Source organism: Streptomyces sp. SM18, from assembly GCF_002910775.2.
Classification (GTDB): domain Bacteria; phylum Actinomycetota; class Actinomycetes; order Streptomycetales; family Streptomycetaceae; genus Streptomyces; species Streptomyces halstedii.
On sequence record NZ_CP029342.1, the window covers coordinates 424,579 to 441,620 of the forward strand.

The 17,042-nt window shown below is 71.8% G+C and carries 13 protein-coding genes; 4 read left to right on the forward strand and 9 right to left on the reverse strand.

Annotated features, from left to right (window positions below; translation table 11 throughout):
- The first annotated feature begins 65 nt into the window (after window positions 1–65).
- Window positions 66–665 carry a VCBS repeat-containing protein gene (locus tag B9S64_RS01805; protein ID WP_103491113.1) on the forward strand — a complete coding sequence of 200 codons (600 nt, stop codon included), beginning with the start codon at window positions 66–68 and terminating at the stop codon, window positions 663–665.
- Window positions 666–746: 81 nt separating this feature from the next.
- On the opposite strand, the gene B9S64_RS01810 is transcribed toward B9S64_RS01805, so the two are convergent.
- The 9 genes from B9S64_RS01810 to B9S64_RS01850 all read right to left on the reverse strand — a co-directional run bounded on the left by B9S64_RS01810 (window position 747) and on the right by B9S64_RS01850 (window position 12,740).
- Entirely contained in the window at window positions 747–2,996 is a 2,250-nt protein-coding gene (locus tag B9S64_RS01810) for a serine/threonine-protein kinase (RefSeq protein WP_109491947.1), read from the reverse strand.
- Window positions 2,997–3,257: 261 nt separating this feature from the next.
- Window positions 3,258–3,929: a cyclopropane-fatty-acyl-phospholipid synthase family protein gene (locus B9S64_RS01815; RefSeq protein WP_258037837.1), complete on the reverse strand. Its 672-nt coding sequence runs from the start codon at window positions 3,927–3,929 to the stop codon at window positions 3,258–3,260.
- Window positions 3,930–4,085: 156 nt separating this feature from the next.
- Window positions 4,086–5,819 carry a choice-of-anchor M domain-containing protein gene (locus B9S64_RS01820; RefSeq protein WP_181012273.1) on the reverse strand — a complete coding sequence of 578 codons (1,734 nt, stop codon included), beginning with the start codon at window positions 5,817–5,819 and terminating at the stop codon, window positions 4,086–4,088.
- A gap of 298 nt (window positions 5,820–6,117) precedes the next feature.
- The gene (locus B9S64_RS01825) at window positions 6,118–6,549 is read right to left on the reverse strand and encodes a Fur family transcriptional regulator (RefSeq protein ID WP_103491117.1); all 432 of its coding nucleotides are present in this window, start codon (window positions 6,547–6,549) and stop codon (window positions 6,118–6,120) included.
- Between the two features lie 101 nt (window positions 6,550–6,650).
- Window positions 6,651–7,586, reverse strand: coding sequence for an anchored repeat-type ABC transporter permease subunit (locus tag B9S64_RS01830; RefSeq protein ID WP_219963719.1), 936 nt, complete (start codon window positions 7,584–7,586; stop codon window positions 6,651–6,653).
- Window positions 7,583–8,428: an anchored repeat-type ABC transporter ATP-binding subunit gene (locus B9S64_RS01835; RefSeq protein WP_258037728.1), complete on the reverse strand. Its 846-nt coding sequence runs from the start codon at window positions 8,426–8,428 to the stop codon at window positions 7,583–7,585. Before B9S64_RS01835 ends, B9S64_RS01830 begins: the two co-directional genes overlap by 4 nt.
- Window positions 8,425–9,309 (reverse strand): TIGR03773 family transporter-associated surface protein, encoded by an 885-nt coding sequence (locus B9S64_RS01840; RefSeq protein ID WP_103489604.1) that lies wholly within the window; start codon window positions 9,307–9,309, stop codon window positions 8,425–8,427. Before B9S64_RS01840 ends, B9S64_RS01835 begins: the two co-directional genes overlap by 4 nt.
- A complete protein-coding gene (locus tag B9S64_RS01845; protein WP_103489603.1) occupies window positions 9,306–10,871 on the reverse strand; it encodes an anchored repeat ABC transporter, substrate-binding protein in 1,566 nt (521 codons plus the stop codon). The genes B9S64_RS01840 and B9S64_RS01845 overlap by 4 nt, the downstream gene beginning before the upstream one ends.
- 102 nt (window positions 10,872–10,973) lie before the next feature.
- Complete coding sequence (locus tag B9S64_RS01850; protein ID WP_103505085.1) at window positions 10,974–12,740, reverse strand: choice-of-anchor M domain-containing protein; 1,767 nt, start codon at window positions 12,738–12,740, stop codon at window positions 10,974–10,976.
- 1,073 nt (window positions 12,741–13,813) lie between these two features.
- Here B9S64_RS01850 and B9S64_RS01855 point away from each other — a divergent pair.
- The 3 genes from B9S64_RS01855 (at window position 13,814) to B9S64_RS01865 (ending at window position 16,858) form a co-directional block, all read left to right on the forward strand.
- Window positions 13,814–14,116, forward strand: coding sequence for a hypothetical protein (locus tag B9S64_RS01855; protein ID WP_103488932.1), 303 nt, complete (start codon window positions 13,814–13,816; stop codon window positions 14,114–14,116).
- Window positions 14,117–14,510: 394 nt separating this feature from the next.
- Window positions 14,511–15,158, forward strand: a complete 648-nt coding sequence (locus B9S64_RS01860; protein ID WP_164346378.1) for a choice-of-anchor M domain-containing protein — start codon at window positions 14,511–14,513, stop codon at window positions 15,156–15,158.
- Window positions 15,155–16,858 carry a choice-of-anchor M domain-containing protein gene (locus B9S64_RS01865; protein WP_109491948.1) on the forward strand — a complete coding sequence of 568 codons (1,704 nt, stop codon included), beginning with the start codon at window positions 15,155–15,157 and terminating at the stop codon, window positions 16,856–16,858. The genes B9S64_RS01860 and B9S64_RS01865 overlap by 4 nt, the downstream gene beginning before the upstream one ends.
- Window positions 16,859–17,042: the final 184 nt, after the last annotated feature.

The window sequence follows — 17,042 nt, forward strand, 5'->3', positions numbered from 1 at the left end:
GATGCGGAGACGGCCGGGGCGACGCGCCCACACGCCCGGCTGCCGGGCCTTCGATCAGGAGTTGTGTGACCTCTTCCGGGGTCCTGGTGGCCGACCTGGACGCGGACGGCACGGCCGACCGTGTCTCCCCCGCCACCCTCACCGGCGCCGGCCTGACCATCGCCTTCGGAAGCGGGGACGGGCGGAAGGAGGTGGGACCCCGTGACCTCGTCGGGGATCGCGGTGAGGACCTGGAGAACGTGCTGGCCGTGGTGGCCGACTTCGACCAGGACGGCTGGATGGACCTCTTCGTCGTCGCCACGGACACGGCCGGCGGCGACGACCCGGTGGATCCGGGCGTCTCCGAACTTCGGCTCGGGCCGTTCTCCGCGCGCGGGCGCGGACAGAGTGATCACCCGGTGGACCTGCCCGAGCCGCGTGCGGTCACCGTCGCCGACCACGACCACGACCGCTATCCGGACCTCGCGTCCTACGGATACGAGGGCGACGGTGTCTACGCGACCGTGGCCCGCCTCGGCGGCGAGAAGGGACTCGACGGGGACGCCGACGAGGGGAACAGGCCGTACACGAAGACGGCCGAGCAGACCGGCCGGAAGACGCCCGGCTCCATGCCCCAGGCCCGCCCGACGGCCTTCCACCCGGCCTGCGACGACGGCACCGGATGACACGGCGGCTCCGGGGTCTCGCGGGCCCGGCGGCTGAGCCGCCCAGGTGTCCGCGGGGCGGGCAGGCGGCCGGCCGCCGGGTCAGTCCGCCTTCGGCGGCTTCAGCGCGTCGAAGGCGAAGAGGGTGTTCTCGGCCGCGGCCGCGACCACCACACGCCCCGCGACGATCACCCGTGGGCTCGCGCCCTGGTCACCGGTCAGACCGTCGGCCTGCGGATTGGTCGCCCACAGGGGTGTGCCGTCCCGCGGCGACAGCGCGACCACCCGGCCGCTGGCCGAGCTGAAGTACAGCGCGCCGGCCCCCGTGGCAGGACCCGACGCACCCTCCACGCCGGTCTGCCGCGACCACTTCTTCCGGCCGGTCGCGGGGTCGAGGGCGGTGACGAGACCGGTCTGCCCGCTCAGGTAGACGGTGCCGTCCGCCATGCCGGGCGTCCCCGCGTAGGTCTTGGCCAGTGGGGAGTACGTGACCTTCCGCGAGGCCGGATCGACCCGCGCCACCCCGTCGTAGCCGGTCGTCGCCGGTCCCTCCCGGTGTTCCTGGAGGAGTACGAGACGGCCGTCGGCGACGCCCATGGGCACGGCGGGCCCGTCGACCGCGAGGGGTTCGCCCAGCTCTCCCGAGGCGCGGTCGAGCGTATACAGGGTGGGGTGGCGCACCTCCGAGGCGTCCAGCTCCGCGTCCGGCGCGCACATCGCGAAGAGGTGCGGGCCCGCGAGGACGGGTGCGCACCGCGTGTCCGCGGGGAACGGCCGGGTCCAGGTGACGTCACCGCTGTGGGCGTCCCGGGTCTCGAAGCGGGTGTTGGAGGCGTCGACCGTGACGACGGCGGAGCCGGCCACCACGGCGTCCTGGGTCCGGCCCGTGACCGCCGTCGACCAGGCGCCGGACGGCACGGACCACAGCTCCCGACCGGTGTCCGCGTCGACGGCCACCACCTCGCTGGAGGGGTCCTGCGGGGCGTCCTCGGCGGCGAAGCGGTATCCGAGCACCGTGTCGTCGGTGGCGCCCACCAGATACGTGCCCTGGACGGGGACCCCCGGGCTCTTCGCCGTCCACACCCGTGAGCCGTCCAGGGCGCTGACACGGGTCGCGACGACCCCGCCGCCCCCGCAGAACAGCGCCTCGCCGCGCGCCACGCACCGCAGTTCGTCGGAGAGGTCCTCGCGACCGCCCGGCACGGTCTCACGCCACGGTGCGAAGCCCTCCGGCAGCGCGGCGGCCGGGGCCGTGACGGTGTCGGCCTTGTCCCCGCCGCCGTCTCCCCCCTGGCCGCCGGTCTTCAGTACGGCGGCTCCCCCGCCGATCGCCGCCACCGCGACCGCGGCGGCGAGCACGGGGCGCCATCGGCGGCGCAGACCGCGGCCGACGGAGGTGCCCGTGCTTCCTGTGCCGGGAACGGCCGGGCCGGTGTCCGGGCCGGCCGGCACCGGGGCGGGCGTGGGCGGTGCCGCCGCGTCGTGCTGGGTGACCATGTCACGGGTGCGGCCCGCACCGGCCCCCGCAGAGCCGGTACCGCCGAGGTCGGCCGGCAGGTCCCGCAGCAGCGTGAGGAGTTCGTCCGCCGAGGGACGGCCCTCGGGCTCCTTGTCCAGGCACGGCTCGACGACCGCGCGCAGAGCCACCGGCACGGCGTCCAGCGAGGGTTCCTCGTGCACCACCTGGTACGCGGTCATGTACGGGCTGTCCGCGTCGAAGGGGCCGCGGCCGGTCGCCGAGTACACCAGCAGCGTCCCCAGCGAGAAGACGTCGGACCGGGGCCCCACCCCACGCGGCGCCTGCAACTGCTCCGGCGACATGAACGGCGGCGTACCGATGACCCGCCCCGTCATCGTCAGCGTCTGCTGGTCCGCGGCGCGTGAGATGCCGAAGTCGATGACGCGCGGGCCCTCGGGCGAGAGCACGACGTTCGAGGGTTTCAGGTCACGGTGGACGACGCCCACCCGGTGGATGTCGCGCAGCGCCTCCGCCAGCCCGATGGCGAGCCTCCTCAGCTCCGCCCCGTCCAGCGGTCCCTTCTCGGCGATGTGCTGGGCGAGCGTCGGCCCCTCGATGTAGGTCGTCGCCATCCACGGCTGTTCGGCCTCGGGGGCGGCGTCGACCACGGCGGCGGTGAACGCTCCGCTCACCCGCCTCGCCGCCGCCACCTCCTGCCGGAAGCGGATGCGGAACTCGTCGTCCCCCGCGAAATGCTGGTGGATCAGCTTGATCGCGACGGGCCGCCCGGAACTGGTACGGGCGAGGAAGACCGTGCCCATGCCGCCAGAGCCGAGTCGCGCCTCAAGCGGATAGCCGCCGATCTCGGCTGGATCACCTCCGCGCAGCGACACTCTTCCCACCCTCCCGTCCCCCGTGCGCCTCTGCCACCACGGGCCTGCCTGTCTGTCCTGCACACAAACTAGCCGCAGGACAGTACGGCAGGGCAAAGCGGGTGACCGATGAAACGTCCGGCCGGGGTGACGGGAGGCGCCGGCGGTGGGGGCGGAGCACGCGGGTCGGACGCGTGACGGCCTCCGGCTACCGCCTGCCCACCGGCCCGGCCCGCCGGACGGAAGATCCACCGGCTCTCGACGGATCTCAGGGAAGCAGGGTCATCCCTGGCGGCGAACCACGAGAACGTGGTCGACGACGGTAGCGGTCCGCCCCTGGGGGCCCGTCGCCAGGCGCTGGGGCGCGTCGGCTCGTTCGACGCCGAACGCGTAGGCCGGCAGGCCGAGTTCGGCGTGGATCTCGCCGGGTGCGGGGAACCGGGTCCCGGGGTCCTGGTTCCACGACCAGGGGGCGAGGGAGCCGTGGTCGACGACGAGAAGCCGGCCCCCGGGGCGCAGGGACCGTGCGGCCGTACGCAGGATCTCCGCGCGCGGCAACGTGAACGGTGTGTGGAAGTACTGTGCCGAGACGAGGTCGAACGTACCGTCCGGGAAGGTGCGGGCCAGATCGTGCCGCTCGGCGGTCACCCGGTCACCGAGACCTGCCTCGTGAGCCAGTCCACGGATCTGGTCGACCGCCGTGGTCGAGATGTCGACAGCGGTGACGTGCCATCCGTGCCGGGCGAGCCAGATGGTGTCGCCACCGGCTCCGCAGGCGAGGTCGAGTGCCGTGCCGACGGTGAGGCCGGTGGCCGTCTCGGCCAGGAGAGGGTTGACCCGGGTGCCCCACACGGCGGCGTTTCCCGCATGCTCCCGGTAGAGGTTCTCCCAGAACTCGTCGGGTTCCCGCCCGTCGGGCCGGCCGGTCGGGTCCGTGTTCGGGGGTCGCGCCACGGTCTGTTCCTTTCGTTCGTCGGGGTTCGGGGCCGCCGTGGGATCCGGTGTGTTCATCCGCTCCGGCGTGTTCGTCACGGCACAGTGGGGAGGTGGACGGCCGGAAGGGGTGCCGTACTCACGGCACGGACCCGGTCCGGCCGTCCACCACGCCTGTCAGACCCGTTCGTCGCTCTCCGAGGCGACGTCCTCGGGACGCGTGCGCCGGCGGATCAGAAGCGTTCCGACGGCGAGGACCGCGACGACCGCGGCACCCGAGAGGGACCACCACAGTGCTGCCGCCGACGAACTGCCCTTCTCCTCCTGGCTCTTCGCAGGTCCGGCCGCCTGGGCGGACACCTTCAGGGCGGGGACGCCGCCCTCCGCGACGACCTCCGGTCCCCCCTGCGTCACAGTCGCACGAAGCTGGGCGCCGTCCCAGTCGGCGGGCAGGGTGTGTTCCAAGGTCAGCCCCTTGGCCCCGGCGACCTCGGTGAAGGGGTTCTCCCCGCTCTTGCGTACCGACCACACGACGGTGGCGTCCGGGTCCGCGTTCGCGACGCGTGCCGTGAACACCGCCTTGTCGCCGGCCGTGTACGTCGTGGCGTCCTGCTCCACGCTCACGGTCGTCTCCGACGGGCGGGCGCCCACGGCCAGGGTGACCGGAGACGATTCGGCCAGGACCGCGTGGTCGGCGTCGAAGAGACGGGCGACGACCTGGGCACCGTCCAACTCGGGTGTGAGGGACACGTCCTGGTCCGCGAGCCGGGACTCCTCGATCCACTCGTACGCGTCCTGGCCCTGCCGCTTCAGGTACCAGTGGTAGTGCTCGTCCGCGGTCTTCGGGTCCTGCGTGGACGTGAGGTGCGCGGTGTCGCCGTCCTCGTACGCGGAACGGTCCGCGGTCACGGTGAGGCGCGTGGTCGGCTTGTGGGCCCGCACGTGCAGTGTGATCGGCTCGGAGGTCTGGACGACCTTGCCGGCGTCCAGGAGTTCGGCGTACACCTGCGTGCCGTCCAGGACGCGGTCCGGCTTCGCGCTGAACACCGCGGCCTTCTGTTCCGGGTCCGGGGTGAAGGAGCTCTCGCCCTTCTTCTTCACGTGCCAGCGGAACTGGGACTGTTCGTCCGTCCGGGTGGACGCGGCGGTGAGGTTGATGGTCTGGCCGACGAAGTACTCGGCGTCCACCTTGCTGGGGGTCAGGAGCAACGCGTCGGCGGAGTCGGCGTAGTGCGTGACCTTCTGCTCGACAGGGGGCTTCTGCGTGTCGGGCACCGGGCCCACGATGAAGCGGACGGTCGTGCTGTCCTCGACGGCCTTGCCACTGCTGAGCGTGGCGTGCACGCTCAGGTCGATGTCGTACGTCCCCTGTTCGGTGAACAGCCAGTTGGCGTGGGTGTGCGAGCCGACTTCACCGGAGACGTTGGTGAACGCCGAACCGGGGACCAGCAGTTGGCTGACCTTCTTGTTCCCGAAACCGCCGGGCTGGGTGACGGCGAAGGTCGGTGCGTCGCCTTCCCCCGCGTAGGAGAAGCCGTCCAGTTCGATGCTGACGGTCCCCTTGAGGACGCCACTGCCGATCCCCTCGAAGGACCAGCCCGGCCAGACCACGGACATGTCCTGGGTCTGCGAGGTCAGCCAGGCGTCGGAGCCCGGCTTGCCGAGGAAGCCGTACTCCTCCGGCAGGGTGATGTGTGAGGTCTTGGTGTCAGGTATGTGGAGGGCGAGTTCCTTCGGTTCGGCCTCCCCCTTGTCCGTGAGCGTCCGGATGTGCAGGCCGCCGTCCTCCACGACGGGGTACACGGCGTCGACGTGCTGGCCGGCGCCCAGAACACGGCGCCCGTCAGCGGGCCCCGTGGCCGCCTGCGCGGGAGCCGCGACGGTCAGTGCCAGGACGCCTCCCAACGACAAGAAGGCAAGAGTGTGACGTGCGCGCCTGAGGGCGCTCACCGTGGGCTGTCCCATGGGTTCCTTCCGAGACGGGAAGCGCGAGAGACGGCTTCCCTGAGTTATTTACGGAAATGATAATCATATTCACTTACTCAGAACTGACGGCCCCCTGCGGCAGGCCCGCCCATGCCGGTCGCGTCGGCGTCACCCACCGGACCCGATTCGCTCAACTCGATGGCGGAGAGGCGGCGTTGAAGGTGAGGGCGCCCGGCGGGAGCGCGCCGGCATGTGGCGCGACTCACGGAGCTCCGTCAGCCGCTCAGCCCTGCTCGCTCCCGGCGCACCGGGAGCAGACGTCCGTCAGAACGACGGCGTGCCGCACCGTCTCGAACCCGTGACGGGGCCCCAGCCGCTCAAGCCAGTCCTCCAGGGCGCGGGAGACGAACGGGACACCCGCACCGCACGTCCGGCAGCGCAGATGATGCTCGTGCGCGGGCGGGAGGTACCGGTAGACCTTCGCGCCGCCACGTCCGTGCACCGCTTCCACCTCCCCCACCGCATACGCGGCGGCCAGGGCCCGGTACACCGTGGTGAGCCCGATGCGGGTGCCCCCGTCGGTCATCGACGTATAGAGGTCCTTGGCACTGAGAAATCCGCCGCTCTCCCGGAGGGCGGCGACCACTTCGGCCTTCCGCTCCACGGTGCGGGGCCGCCGAGGTCGCTCTCGGGTGGCATCCGAAGCAGCAGTCATCGCGTTCCTCTCCCATCGTCGCGTTCCGTCAAGAGGTCGTCCCGCTCCCCCGCTCGGCCGGGGGCCGCCACCGCCCCGGCCGACGCACCGCCACCGGACGCTCACGCCGCCGGAGTCCGCGCGGGGGCGTCGGCGGCGGCCGGGCGCACCGGCGCGGGCTCCGGCGGCGCCCCGGTTCTGCCCCGGGACCTGCGTCGGCGTCCGGCCGCCAACAGACCGTGGCGGGGCGCGAACACCCAACACAGGACGAACACCGCCGTGACGACCAGGACGATCAGTCCTCCGGCGGCCAGGTTGTAGGCGTACGACAGGTACAGGCCGACGACGGCCGATCCGGCGCCGACGGCCGGTGCCAGGAGCATCATCACGCCGATCCGGTCCGTGAGCAGACGGGCGCAGGCGGCCGGCGTGATCAGCAGTGCGAGGACGAGGATGTTGCCGACCGCCTGGAGCGAGATGACGACGGTCACCGTGACGAGCGCGTACAGCACGATGTCCAGCGCGAACACCGGGAGCCCGGCGGCCCGCGCGGTTTCCCGGTCGAGGCTGACGGTGACCAGTTCCTTGTGCACGGCGGCGGCCACGGCGAGCAGGACGAGGCCCGTCACGGCGACGGTGAGGACGTCGCCGTCGCTGATGCCGAGGATCTGGCCGAACAGGAAGGACTCCAGGGACCCGCTGTAGCCGGGCGCGGTACTGAGGATGACGATGCCGAGACCGAAGGCGGCGGCGAAGAACACCCCGATGACGGAGTCCTCCTTGAGCCGCCGGTTCTGGGAGAACACGGCCACGGCGAGCGCGGTCAGGAGACCGGCCACGGCACCGCCGAGGACCAGGTTGAAGTGCAGGACAAAGGCGATCGCCACCCCGGGGAAGACCGAGTGCGACACCGCGTCACCGATGAAGGCCATGCCGCGCAGCACCACATGGCTGCCGACGACACCGGAGACGATGCCGCACATCACGGCGACGGCGAAGGCACGTTGCATGAACAGGTGCTCCCAGGGGCCGGTCAGGAAATCCGTGATCCCGCTCATCGGGACACCCCCAGCGAGGTCAGCAGCTGATCGGACTCGGTGACGCCGAAGGCCCGCAGCCAGACGGCCGGGTCCCGCAGGGTCTCGGGCGGGCCGTCCGCGATCACCGTCCGGTTGAGCAGGCACAGCCGGCTCGCCATGCCGGCCGCCGCGGGCAGGTCATGCGTGGTCATCAGCAACGCCTTGTCCTCCTGCCGCAGCTCCTCGAAGAGCCCGGTGAGCAGTTCCTGTGTCGGCACGTCCAGGCCGGTGAAGGGTTCGTCGAGCAGCATCAGCGCGGGGCGCAGGGCGAGCGCCCGTGCGACGAGCACGCGCTGGCGCTGCCCGCCGGAGAGCTCGCCGATGGGCCGGTGGCGCAGATCACTCATGGCGACGCGCCGCAGGGCCTCGTCCACCGCCTCGCGGTCCTCGGCTCCCGCGCGTCGCAGCCAGCCGATGCGGTGCGCCCGCCCGGTCAGTACCGCCTTCTCCACGGACAGGGGGAAGTCCCAGGCGAACTCGTGGCGTTGGGGCACGTATCCGATGGTTCCCCGGCTCAGGGAGGCGGGCCGGCCGGCGAGGCGGACGCTGCCGGAATGCGGCGTGAGCAGCCCGAGGACGGCGCGCAGCAACGTGGTCTTCCCGGCGCCGTTCGGGCCGATCAGCCCGACGAGTTCGCCGGTGTGGACGGCCAGGTCGACGCGGTCGAGCGCGAGCCGGCCGCCGAGCTCGACGCAGACGGCCTCCACCTCCAGGGCGGGGGCCCGGTCCTCGGCTCTGTCCGTGTCCTTCTCCTCGGCTCTTCCCTGGTCCTGGTCCATTCCCTGGTCTTTCGGTGTCGCGTGCGACTGATGGCCCGTCACGGCTGTTCTCCTTCCTGGTCGGTGGGTCGTCGGGTACGCCGTACGAGACCGATGGCCAGGCCGGCGGTCACGGCGGCCGCGCCGATCCCCCACCACAGCGGTGCCGAGGACCCGGCCGCCTTCGGCTCGGCGCCGGTCTTCCGGTCCTCCGGCGGCCGGGCCGCGAACGCCTTCTGCGGGGACTGGGGCCCTACGGAGAACTGGAGGGTGCGCCGACTGCCGTGGCTCCTGCCGTCCTTGGTGACGGCACTCATCCGGACGTCGAGGAGGTAGGTGCCGGGTGCGGTGAAGGCCCAGTTCCCGTGCACATGGCTGTTGACCTCGATGCCCGTCTCCTGCGGGAACTCCTTCGTGCTGTCGAAGAGGACCTTCGGCGTGCCGAAGCTGCCGTTGAGGAAGAGCACGAAGTCCCCGGGGCCCTCGACTCCGGTCAGCTGCCAGGTCACCTCCCTCTCGACGTTCGCGGCGACCTGCGGCTCCTGGCTGTTCCAGCCCGGCCACAGCACCCCGTCCTGCTGGACCTGGGGCAGCAGCCACACCACGTCGCCGGGGTCGCCGAGGAAGCCGAACTCCTCGCTGTCCGGGACCTCGATCCTGGCCGTGTCCTTCACCTGGAGCACCACGTCGGAGGTGTCGCGCCAGGTCGCGGGGCGGGTCGTGTCGTCGCGGATCTGCACGGTCCAGGTGCCGTGGTCGAAGCGCGGCCCCATGTCGATGTGCCCGTCCCCGATGACCGTCCGGCCGGTGCCGGTGGCGGGCGCCGCGTCGGACCCGGCGCCGGGGGCGGGGGTGCCGTCCGCGTGGGCGGGCACGGCGGGTCCGAGGGTCAGGGCGAGGGCGGCGGCGGACGCGGCCGCGCGCCGGATGCGTGGGCCGGTCACTTCTCCGTGCCTCCGAGGCAGCCGCGGAGCTCGTCCGCGTTGTGCCGCATCATGTCGGTATAGTGCCGGGTGTGCTGGTCGAAGGCGTCGCCGTACAGCATGCACACCTCGACGCCCTGGTCCTTGGCGACCTGGCTGAGCACGGTGGCCCGCTGCACGAGGTTCGGTTCCATGAACACGGCGGGGACCTTGAGGTTCCTGATGGTCCTGGACAGCTTCTTGACGTCGTCGGCGCTGGGCTCCTGGGCCGGGTTCGGCACGACGAAGCCGGCGACGGTCATGCCGTAGGCGTCGGCCAGATAGCCGAACGCGTCGTGCGTGGTGATCAACTGCCGTCTGTCCGCGGGGATCGCGGCGATCTGCTGGTGCACATAGGCGTCGACCTCGTCGAGTTCCGCCTCGTAGCGCCTGCTGTCGGCGGTGTACCGCTCGGCGCCGTCCGGGTCCTCCTTCTTCAGGGTGTCGCGGATCAACTGGACGTAGGACTTGGTGTTCTGGACGTCCTGCCACAGGTGCGGGTCGATCTCTCCGTGCACATGCTTGCCGAGGACGGCCTGCGGAAGCTGGTAGATCTCCGCGCCGGGCTGCCCGAGGAAGGAGAACTGCTTGCCGCCCGGCACCTTCTCCAGGGCCCTGTTGGGTACGTCAATGACGACATCGCCCGGGGGTATCTCCTCCTGGGTCCTGCCCTCGCTCCGCAGGTCGGTGAAGGCGGACATCTTCCCCGTGTCGATGTTCACGGTCAGATCGGTGTGCCCGTCGTCCAGGATGGTGTCGCCGGGCTTCGCCACGGTGTGGGGGTCCACGCCGACGGCGAACGTGAAGGTGCCGGTGCCGACGGGTGCCGTGGTCCCGCCCGGGTTCCGCAGCTTCGCCTCCAGGCTCAGCCGGTACACACCGGGCTTGGTGAACGCCCAGTTCAGATGGGTGTGCGCGGCGGGCGGGAGGCTGGTGGTGTCCTTCGCGGAGAGGCCGTCCGCGGAGTTGAAGTAGATATGGGGCTGCCCGAGCGATTCGGTCAGGTACGCCACGAGTTCGCCTGGTCCCTGGACGTCGGTGGCCGAGAGCAGCACGTCCGAGGAACGGGTGGCCCCGCGCGCCTCGCCCTCGCCCCGCACCCGGAGTCCCAGCCAGAGCACATCGAGTCCGACGTCCTCGACCAGCGGGATGACGTTGGCCCCGTACGTCTCGGACGCCTCGGCCAGGGAGACGTTCGGGGTGCCCTCGCGCGCGTTGGAGTCGACGGTCTTGATCAGCGCGTGCTCTTCGAGCAGCAGGTGGTTGGTGAAGGTGATGTCGGCCTTGGACACCCGGTCGGCGTCGGCGGGCGTGGGCTCGTACGAATGCGGATCGCCGCCCGGCGGCACGATCGAGTCCACCTGGACACGGTCTCCGCCGACCTGGCGGACGAGGTCGGCGAGGATCTCGGTGGTGGTGACGACGCGGAGCGCGGCGTCCGGGTTGTCGGTGCCGGTGCGGGCATGGCCCGTGCAGCCGGACAGTGCGGCGCCGAGGACGGCGGCGGTGACGAGCGACCGTACGAACGGCCTGGGGACAGGCATACGAGAGAACTCCTGCGGATGGGGGCCGGTGCCGGGGAGAAGGGGGGCCCGGCACCGGCCCTGGGGAAGCGCCCGTCTCCTGGGACGGGAGCGGGCGCCCGGTCAGTGCTGTGCGGCCGGGCCTTCGGTGGTCCCGCGGCGGTTGGCCCGGCCGATCACGAGGGCCGCTCCGCCGCCGAGGACGAGGGCACCGGCGCCCAGGCCGAGCGGCAGGGCCGAGCCGGCACCGGTGTGCGCGAGGCTCCCCTCGCCACCGGTGCCGTCCGCGGATCCGCCGCCTCCGGTGGCCGGGCCGGCCGATCCGGTGCCGCCCGCGCCCGAACCGGCCGACCCGCCGCCGGTCGGACCGGACCCGCCGCTTCCGCCGGTGGATCCGCCGTCGCTGCCACCGCCACCGGGGGTAACGGCGTTCGGATCGACATCGCCGACGGCGAAGGTGTAGGTCCGCGTGTCGGTGGACGGCTTCCCGTTCGCCAGGGTGCCGCTCAACTGGAAGGTCACCCCGTAGGTGCCTTCCTCGCTGAAACCCCAGTTGGCGTGGGCGTGCACTCCGAGGCTGACCTTCTGGGTGTCCGGCAGGCCGTCCGCGCTGTTGTAGAGCACCTGGGCGCCCCCGAGCCCGGCGGTCTCCCAGATGGCGAGCGTGCCGGGCCCTTCGACCTTCGTCAGCTTCATGTCGATCGGGCCCTTGAGGTCGGAGCCGCCGAGCGCCTCGGTGTTCCACCCCGCCCAGACCACGCCCTGTTTCTGCACCTGGGGGATGAGCCAGAAGTCGCTGCCCGCCGTGCCCAGGAAGGCGTAGGTGTCCCCGGCCGGAACCTTCTCCTTGGCCTGGGGGTTGACGTGCAGCACGACCGACGAGGGTTCACGCCAGACGATGTCGCTGGGGTCGCGGCTGTCCTTGAACAGGGCACGGAGTTCTCCGTCGACCATCTTGGCGGCGACGGCGTCGACATGGCCGTCGTCGATGACGGTCTTCTCGTCGGCGACGGGATCGTCGGCGGCCTTCTCGGTCCGGCTCGCCACGGTCCGCGCCTCGGCGGCGGGACCGGTCCGGGACACGGGTTCGGCGGTGGGGTCACCGCCCCCTGTTCCGGTGCGGGGCGCGGCGGACTCCTCGTCGGTGACCTGGACCGTCCAGACCGTGTCGGCCGAGGCGTTGTGGCCACCGGCCAGTTCGGCGGTGGCCCGGGAGCTGATCCGGTACTCCCCCGGCTCGGTGAACGCCCAGAGCAGATCGCCGTGTTCGGCTGCGGGGAGGGGCCGTACGTCGGGGAGGCCGTCGGCGCTGTCGAACAGCACCTCGGGCGCCGCTTCCGCGTCACCGGCGGACGCGGCTCCGTCGGGCCCGGACGTCGCTTCGTCGAGGCCGGACGTTGCTTCGTCGGGGCCGCCCGCTGTTCCGACCCGCCCGGCCGACGCTCCGTCGGGCCCGGCCGCGATCACCTTCACGTCACCGGGCCCTTCGAGGCCGGTGAGCGCCCAGTGGAGTCCGTCTCCGGCCAGCCGGTCCGCCGGAATCGCGGTGGTGTCCCACTGCGGGGCCGCCGCACCGGTTTCCCCGCCGTCCAGCAGCCATATGTCCTCCCCCGGCCGCCCCAGCAGGGCATACGCCCCGTCGTCCGGGACCGAGGTCTTGTCCGCCGCTCCCAGCACCAGGTCGGCCGCACCCGATGCCGCCTGGCCCGGGGTGAGTTCGAGGCTCAGGTCCTCCCTCTCCAGGGAGAACAGCACCCGGAAGGCCGGAACGGCCTGATCCGGTACGGGATTGCCGGACGCTTCGGCCCACGCGGCCGGGGCGAGGCCAGCCAGCGCGACCGAGCCCACCACGCCGACCGCGGCCCACCGCGACTTCTTGGTTGCTGCCATGGCTACGTACTCCTCTTCGAGCCGGCCCGGGGAGGGCCGCTGGGTGGTCTGTTCGCCGCGCGGGGAGGGAACGGCCGCCTCAGGGCAGAGCGGCGCCGAGGTCCGGTGCCGTGCGGGGGCGTTGCCGTGCGGGGACGGTTGTCGTGCGATCAGCGGCGCGCGTATTCCGGTCTCGCCTCGGCCGCGAAGTCGGTGCGTACAGGTGGTGTTCCCACCGACCGCAAGCAGGGCGAGGCCCACGCCCAGAGACAGCACCGCGCCGCCCCCGCCTGGGCCCTTACGCCGTCATCGCCATCGGTCGCCCGGTTCGGCCCGTCACTCCCCTCCGCCCCTCACCCGCTCACGCGGCCGTCACCGCTTCCCCGACGGCACGGCAAGCCCTCGTCACGACGGCGCTCCGTACGCCGACTCAACGTGACCACGCCACCTTAAGCATGATGGTAATCATTTTCAACTGCCTGGAACAGGTCCGCCCCAGGGGCCAGATCTCGCGAGCCACAGCGCTCCACGAGCGGCAGCGGCGGTGCCGGGCCCGGGAGAGGCACAGCCACGGGGTACCCGTCCCGCAATCAGGAACGGGGTGGGTGACATACCCACCGCGCAGCCCTTCACGGCGTACACCGAAGCCCATGAAACGTTCCAGGGAAGCCGAGCGCGACAGGCTCGGCGGCAACTGAGCGACAAGGAATGAACACGGCCCCGGACTTTCGCCCACGAGCTTTACCGGCCGGCGCTTCCGGCCCATAGGAAATCACCCTTCCCACCGAAAGGAAACAGAAGCGAAGAGGCACCCAACTACGCCCAACTACACCCGACGACAAGCGCGATACGACCTCGTCATCCATGGGCGCGTACGGGATTTCACCACGTCACCCTGGGTTCCGGACGCCCGCTCCAGCATTCCCGCCCGCCGGATTCCCGTTCTCCCCACAGGACACGCCCCACCTGGCGGCGCCCACAGGCGTCCGCATTGGCCTCACGCTACCCTGAGAGGGATGTCCCGGAATACGCCTGACAATCCCAGGCGGAAATTCCAGATTCCGCGGACAACACGACCGAAAGGGAATCAGCAGATGTCCACCCCGCCGGCACACCACCCCCTCTCCAGCCACACCCACCAGCACGGCCCGGAATGCGGCCACGTGGCGATCCCGCACCACGACCACACCGACTACGTCCACGACAGCGGCCTGCACCGCATGCACGGAGACCACGCGGACGCCTGCGCGAACCCCACCCACACGGTGCACGAGCAGCACGACCACCAGCACGGTGTGGACTGCGGCCACGTCGCCGTGCCGCACGACGACCACATGGACTACGTCCACGACGGCCACCGGCACGCCGCACACGACGGGCACTGGGACGACCACTGAAGTCCTGGGACCACCACTGACGTTCTTCGTCGCCGACGTGAGGCCCCGTTCGAGCGGGGCCAGTACATCGAGCGCGCCGGGAATCGGCGGGTCGGTGCCTGGTGGAGCCTGGCTCGTTCAAGGACGTGGCCCGGCTCCACCATGACGCCGCCGCACGAGAAGACCTGACCGCCTCGAAGCCGCACCCCCGTGGCGTCGGGCCCACGGCGGGCCCACCCCCCCCCACCCGGAGGCCGAGCGGCACACGCTCCCGACCTCAGGCCACGCACGGCACTCGGCCCCCCACCGCAACCCTGGCGCGAACACCCTTGCCACGCTAATGAAAATGATTATTATTTCACTTGTTCGCGCGCCTTCAAGCCGGTGCGCCCAACGGCCCCTGGGGGGACCACTCATGCGCATTTCCGCCCGTACGTTCAGCCTGGCCGGCACCGCCGCGGCCGCCCTGGCCGTGACGGCTCTCGCCGCCACGCCCGCCGTCGCCGCCACCACTCTGACCAGCGGCCATGTCGATGTCGTCGACTCCGAGTGGGACGGATCCGCCCTGCACCTCCACGTCCACGACGAGGAGACCGACACCGAGTACGAGCCGTCCGACGTGGTCCTGTCGGTCCCGGCCGCGGCCAAGGTCGCCAACCCCGGTTACGGCTTCCTGGGCTCCGGCAGTGAGGTGTGGCTGCTGCCCGAGGACCAGGCCACCGCCCATGCCCGTGGGGTGCTCTTCGCGGGCTTCTCCACCGAGGCCCTCACCACCGGGGTGTTCGCCGGCGACTCCGTGTCGTACAGCCTCGTCGGCGCCACGCGTGACGGCGCCGCCACCGAGGACTTCAGCGTCTATGTGGGCAGCGGGACGCGCTGGTACGACAGCAACACCGCCACCACCTCGTACAAGTCCAAGGCGTTCCCCGTGGGCGCCCACAATCATGCCAACTGGGCGTTCGAGGAGTCCGGTACGTACGAGCTGACCTTCCGTGTCTCCGGCACGGTCGCGGGCGCCGTCAAGACCGCCACCGAGACGTACACGGTGGTCGTCAGTTCATGACCACGGCCCTGACGCGCGGTTCGCGCCCCCTGGCGATCATGGCGACAGCGGCGGGGGCCGCGGTGTTCATCGGCGCGGCGGGGCTGGTCGCCGGCGGCAGCGGGACAGCCCGCGCCGCCGGCGGCCCGGTCGTGATCGAGGACGGTGTGATCGACCTGGTCCCCCGACTCGCCGACGGTGCCCTGCGGTTGCGACTGGACGACCACTCGGGCGGCGGCACCGTGGTGCGCGAGCCGTCCGAAGTCGTCGTGCACGCCGGGCCGGCGACGAAGGAAGAGGTGATCAGCCCGGCCTACCCGGTCGTCGGGGAACGGGTCGACGCCTACTTCCTCAACGGATTCCTCAACGCGGGCCGGATCTATGCCCCGGAGCCCGGGTGGAAGGGCGGCGAGGCCGGCGGCGACACGGAGGTGCGCCTCGCGGACTTCGAGGGCCCGGACACGGGTCTCTTCGCGCTGTACACGTACACGCCCGAGATGGACGCCGACGACGCGCCGACCGTCCAGCACCTCGGGAGCGACGACGGCGCCCCGCACTCCTTCACCCTGCCGGACAGCGGTGAACGCACCGAGCCCACCTGGGCGTTCACACAGGAGGGGGTGTACCGGCTGACCTTCACGGTCACCGCCGGAGGCCGATCCGACACCGAGACCCTCGCGGTCGTGGTCGGTGACGACGTCGATCCCTCCTCCGTGGTCCCGGGCGACGGGACGACACCCACCGAGCCGCCCAACAGCCCCAGCCCCACGGCCTCTCCCACCGCGACGCCCACCCGCCCGGCCGCGCATGTGATCGACAACGGTCACCTCGACCTGGCCGCGCGGCCGACCGACGACGGGCTGGCGTTCCAGATCAAGGAGGGCACATCGCAGAACTACGCCTGGTACGAACCCGGGACCGTGGTCCTGCACGTCAAGCCCGCGGCCAAGCGGAAGATCGAGGAAGGGTACGCGTTCCTCGGCGAACCGGGCGATCCCGTATGGCTCCTGCCGATGCGTCAGGTCGACGGGCTGGTCTGGCCGGGGTGGAGCACGGAGGAGTTCACGACGGCCGGTGTCCGGGGTGACGTGTCCTTCCGCCTGGACTCCGTCCAGGGCCCGGGGTCGGTCGCGGTGTTCTCGACGGGCGCGACGGGCGGGGTGAGTGTCGGCCTCGACAGCCGTGACGGGCTGCCGGACGAGCTCCACCACTCGGCGCACGCGCACAGCCACTGGAACTGGACGTTCACGGCGGAAGGCGTCTACCGCACGACGTTCACCGTCGGCGCCACACTCGCCGACGGCCGTACGGTGAGCGACACCGAGACCCTCGCCTGGGTCGTCGGCAACGGAACCGACCCCTCGACGGTGGTCCCGGGCGACGACGGCGAGCCCACCTCGCCGCCGACCTCACCGGAGCCCTCCACGACGGTGCCGCCGCCCTCGGTGTCCGACACTCCCCCACCGTCCGCCACTCCCCCTCCATCGGCCGTACCTCCCGGCCCCACCGAGGACCCTGGACCCGGACCGGAGGCCTCGTACCCGGCCACCACCGACGCAGGCGCGGGACCGGCGAACGGTTCCGGCGGCGGCTCCGCACCGGCCGGAGGGCTCGCCGCGACCGGCTCAGGGGCGGCGGCCGCGGCAGGCGGCGCACTGGCCGCGCTGGCCGTCGGCAGCGGGGCGTTCGTCGCGGCCCGCCGACGCCGAACCGCCCGGTAACGGCCTGCGGCGGGGCCATGCCTCAACGGCCGGGCCCCGCCTGGGGCGGCGCGCCGGGCCCGGGGACACCGAGCGCGAGGCTCACCCGGGCCTCTTCCGCCGGCCGCGTCGCTCCGACACGGTCCGGCACCAAGCGGCGTTCCCTCACCGCTTGGTGGGGACCGGCTTGGCAGTACTCAAAGAA

Bases quoted from the DNA above. Each gene is read 5' to 3' on its own strand.
- B9S64_RS01825 (WP_103491117.1), bottom strand. From the start codon at position 6,549: ATGACTGCTGCTTCGGATGCCACCCGAGAGCGACCTCGGCGGCCCCGC.
- B9S64_RS01830 (WP_219963719.1), bottom strand. From the start codon at position 7,586: ATGAGCGGGATCACGGATTTCCTGACCGGCCCCTGGGAGCACCTGTTC.
- B9S64_RS01865 (WP_109491948.1), top strand. From the start codon at position 15,155: ATGACCACGGCCCTGACGCGCGGTTCGCGCCCCCTGGCGATCATGGCG.
- B9S64_RS01845 (WP_103489603.1), bottom strand. From the start codon at position 10,871: ATGCCTGTCCCCAGGCCGTTCGTACGGTCGCTCGTCACCGCCGCCGTC.
- B9S64_RS01860 (WP_164346378.1), top strand. From the start codon at position 14,511: ATGCGCATTTCCGCCCGTACGTTCAGCCTGGCCGGCACCGCCGCGGCC.
- B9S64_RS01850 (WP_103505085.1), bottom strand. From the start codon at position 12,740: ATGGCAGCAACCAAGAAGTCGCGGTGGGCCGCGGTCGGCGTGGTGGGC.
- B9S64_RS01855 (WP_103488932.1), top strand. From the start codon at position 13,814: ATGTCCACCCCGCCGGCACACCACCCCCTCTCCAGCCACACCCACCAG.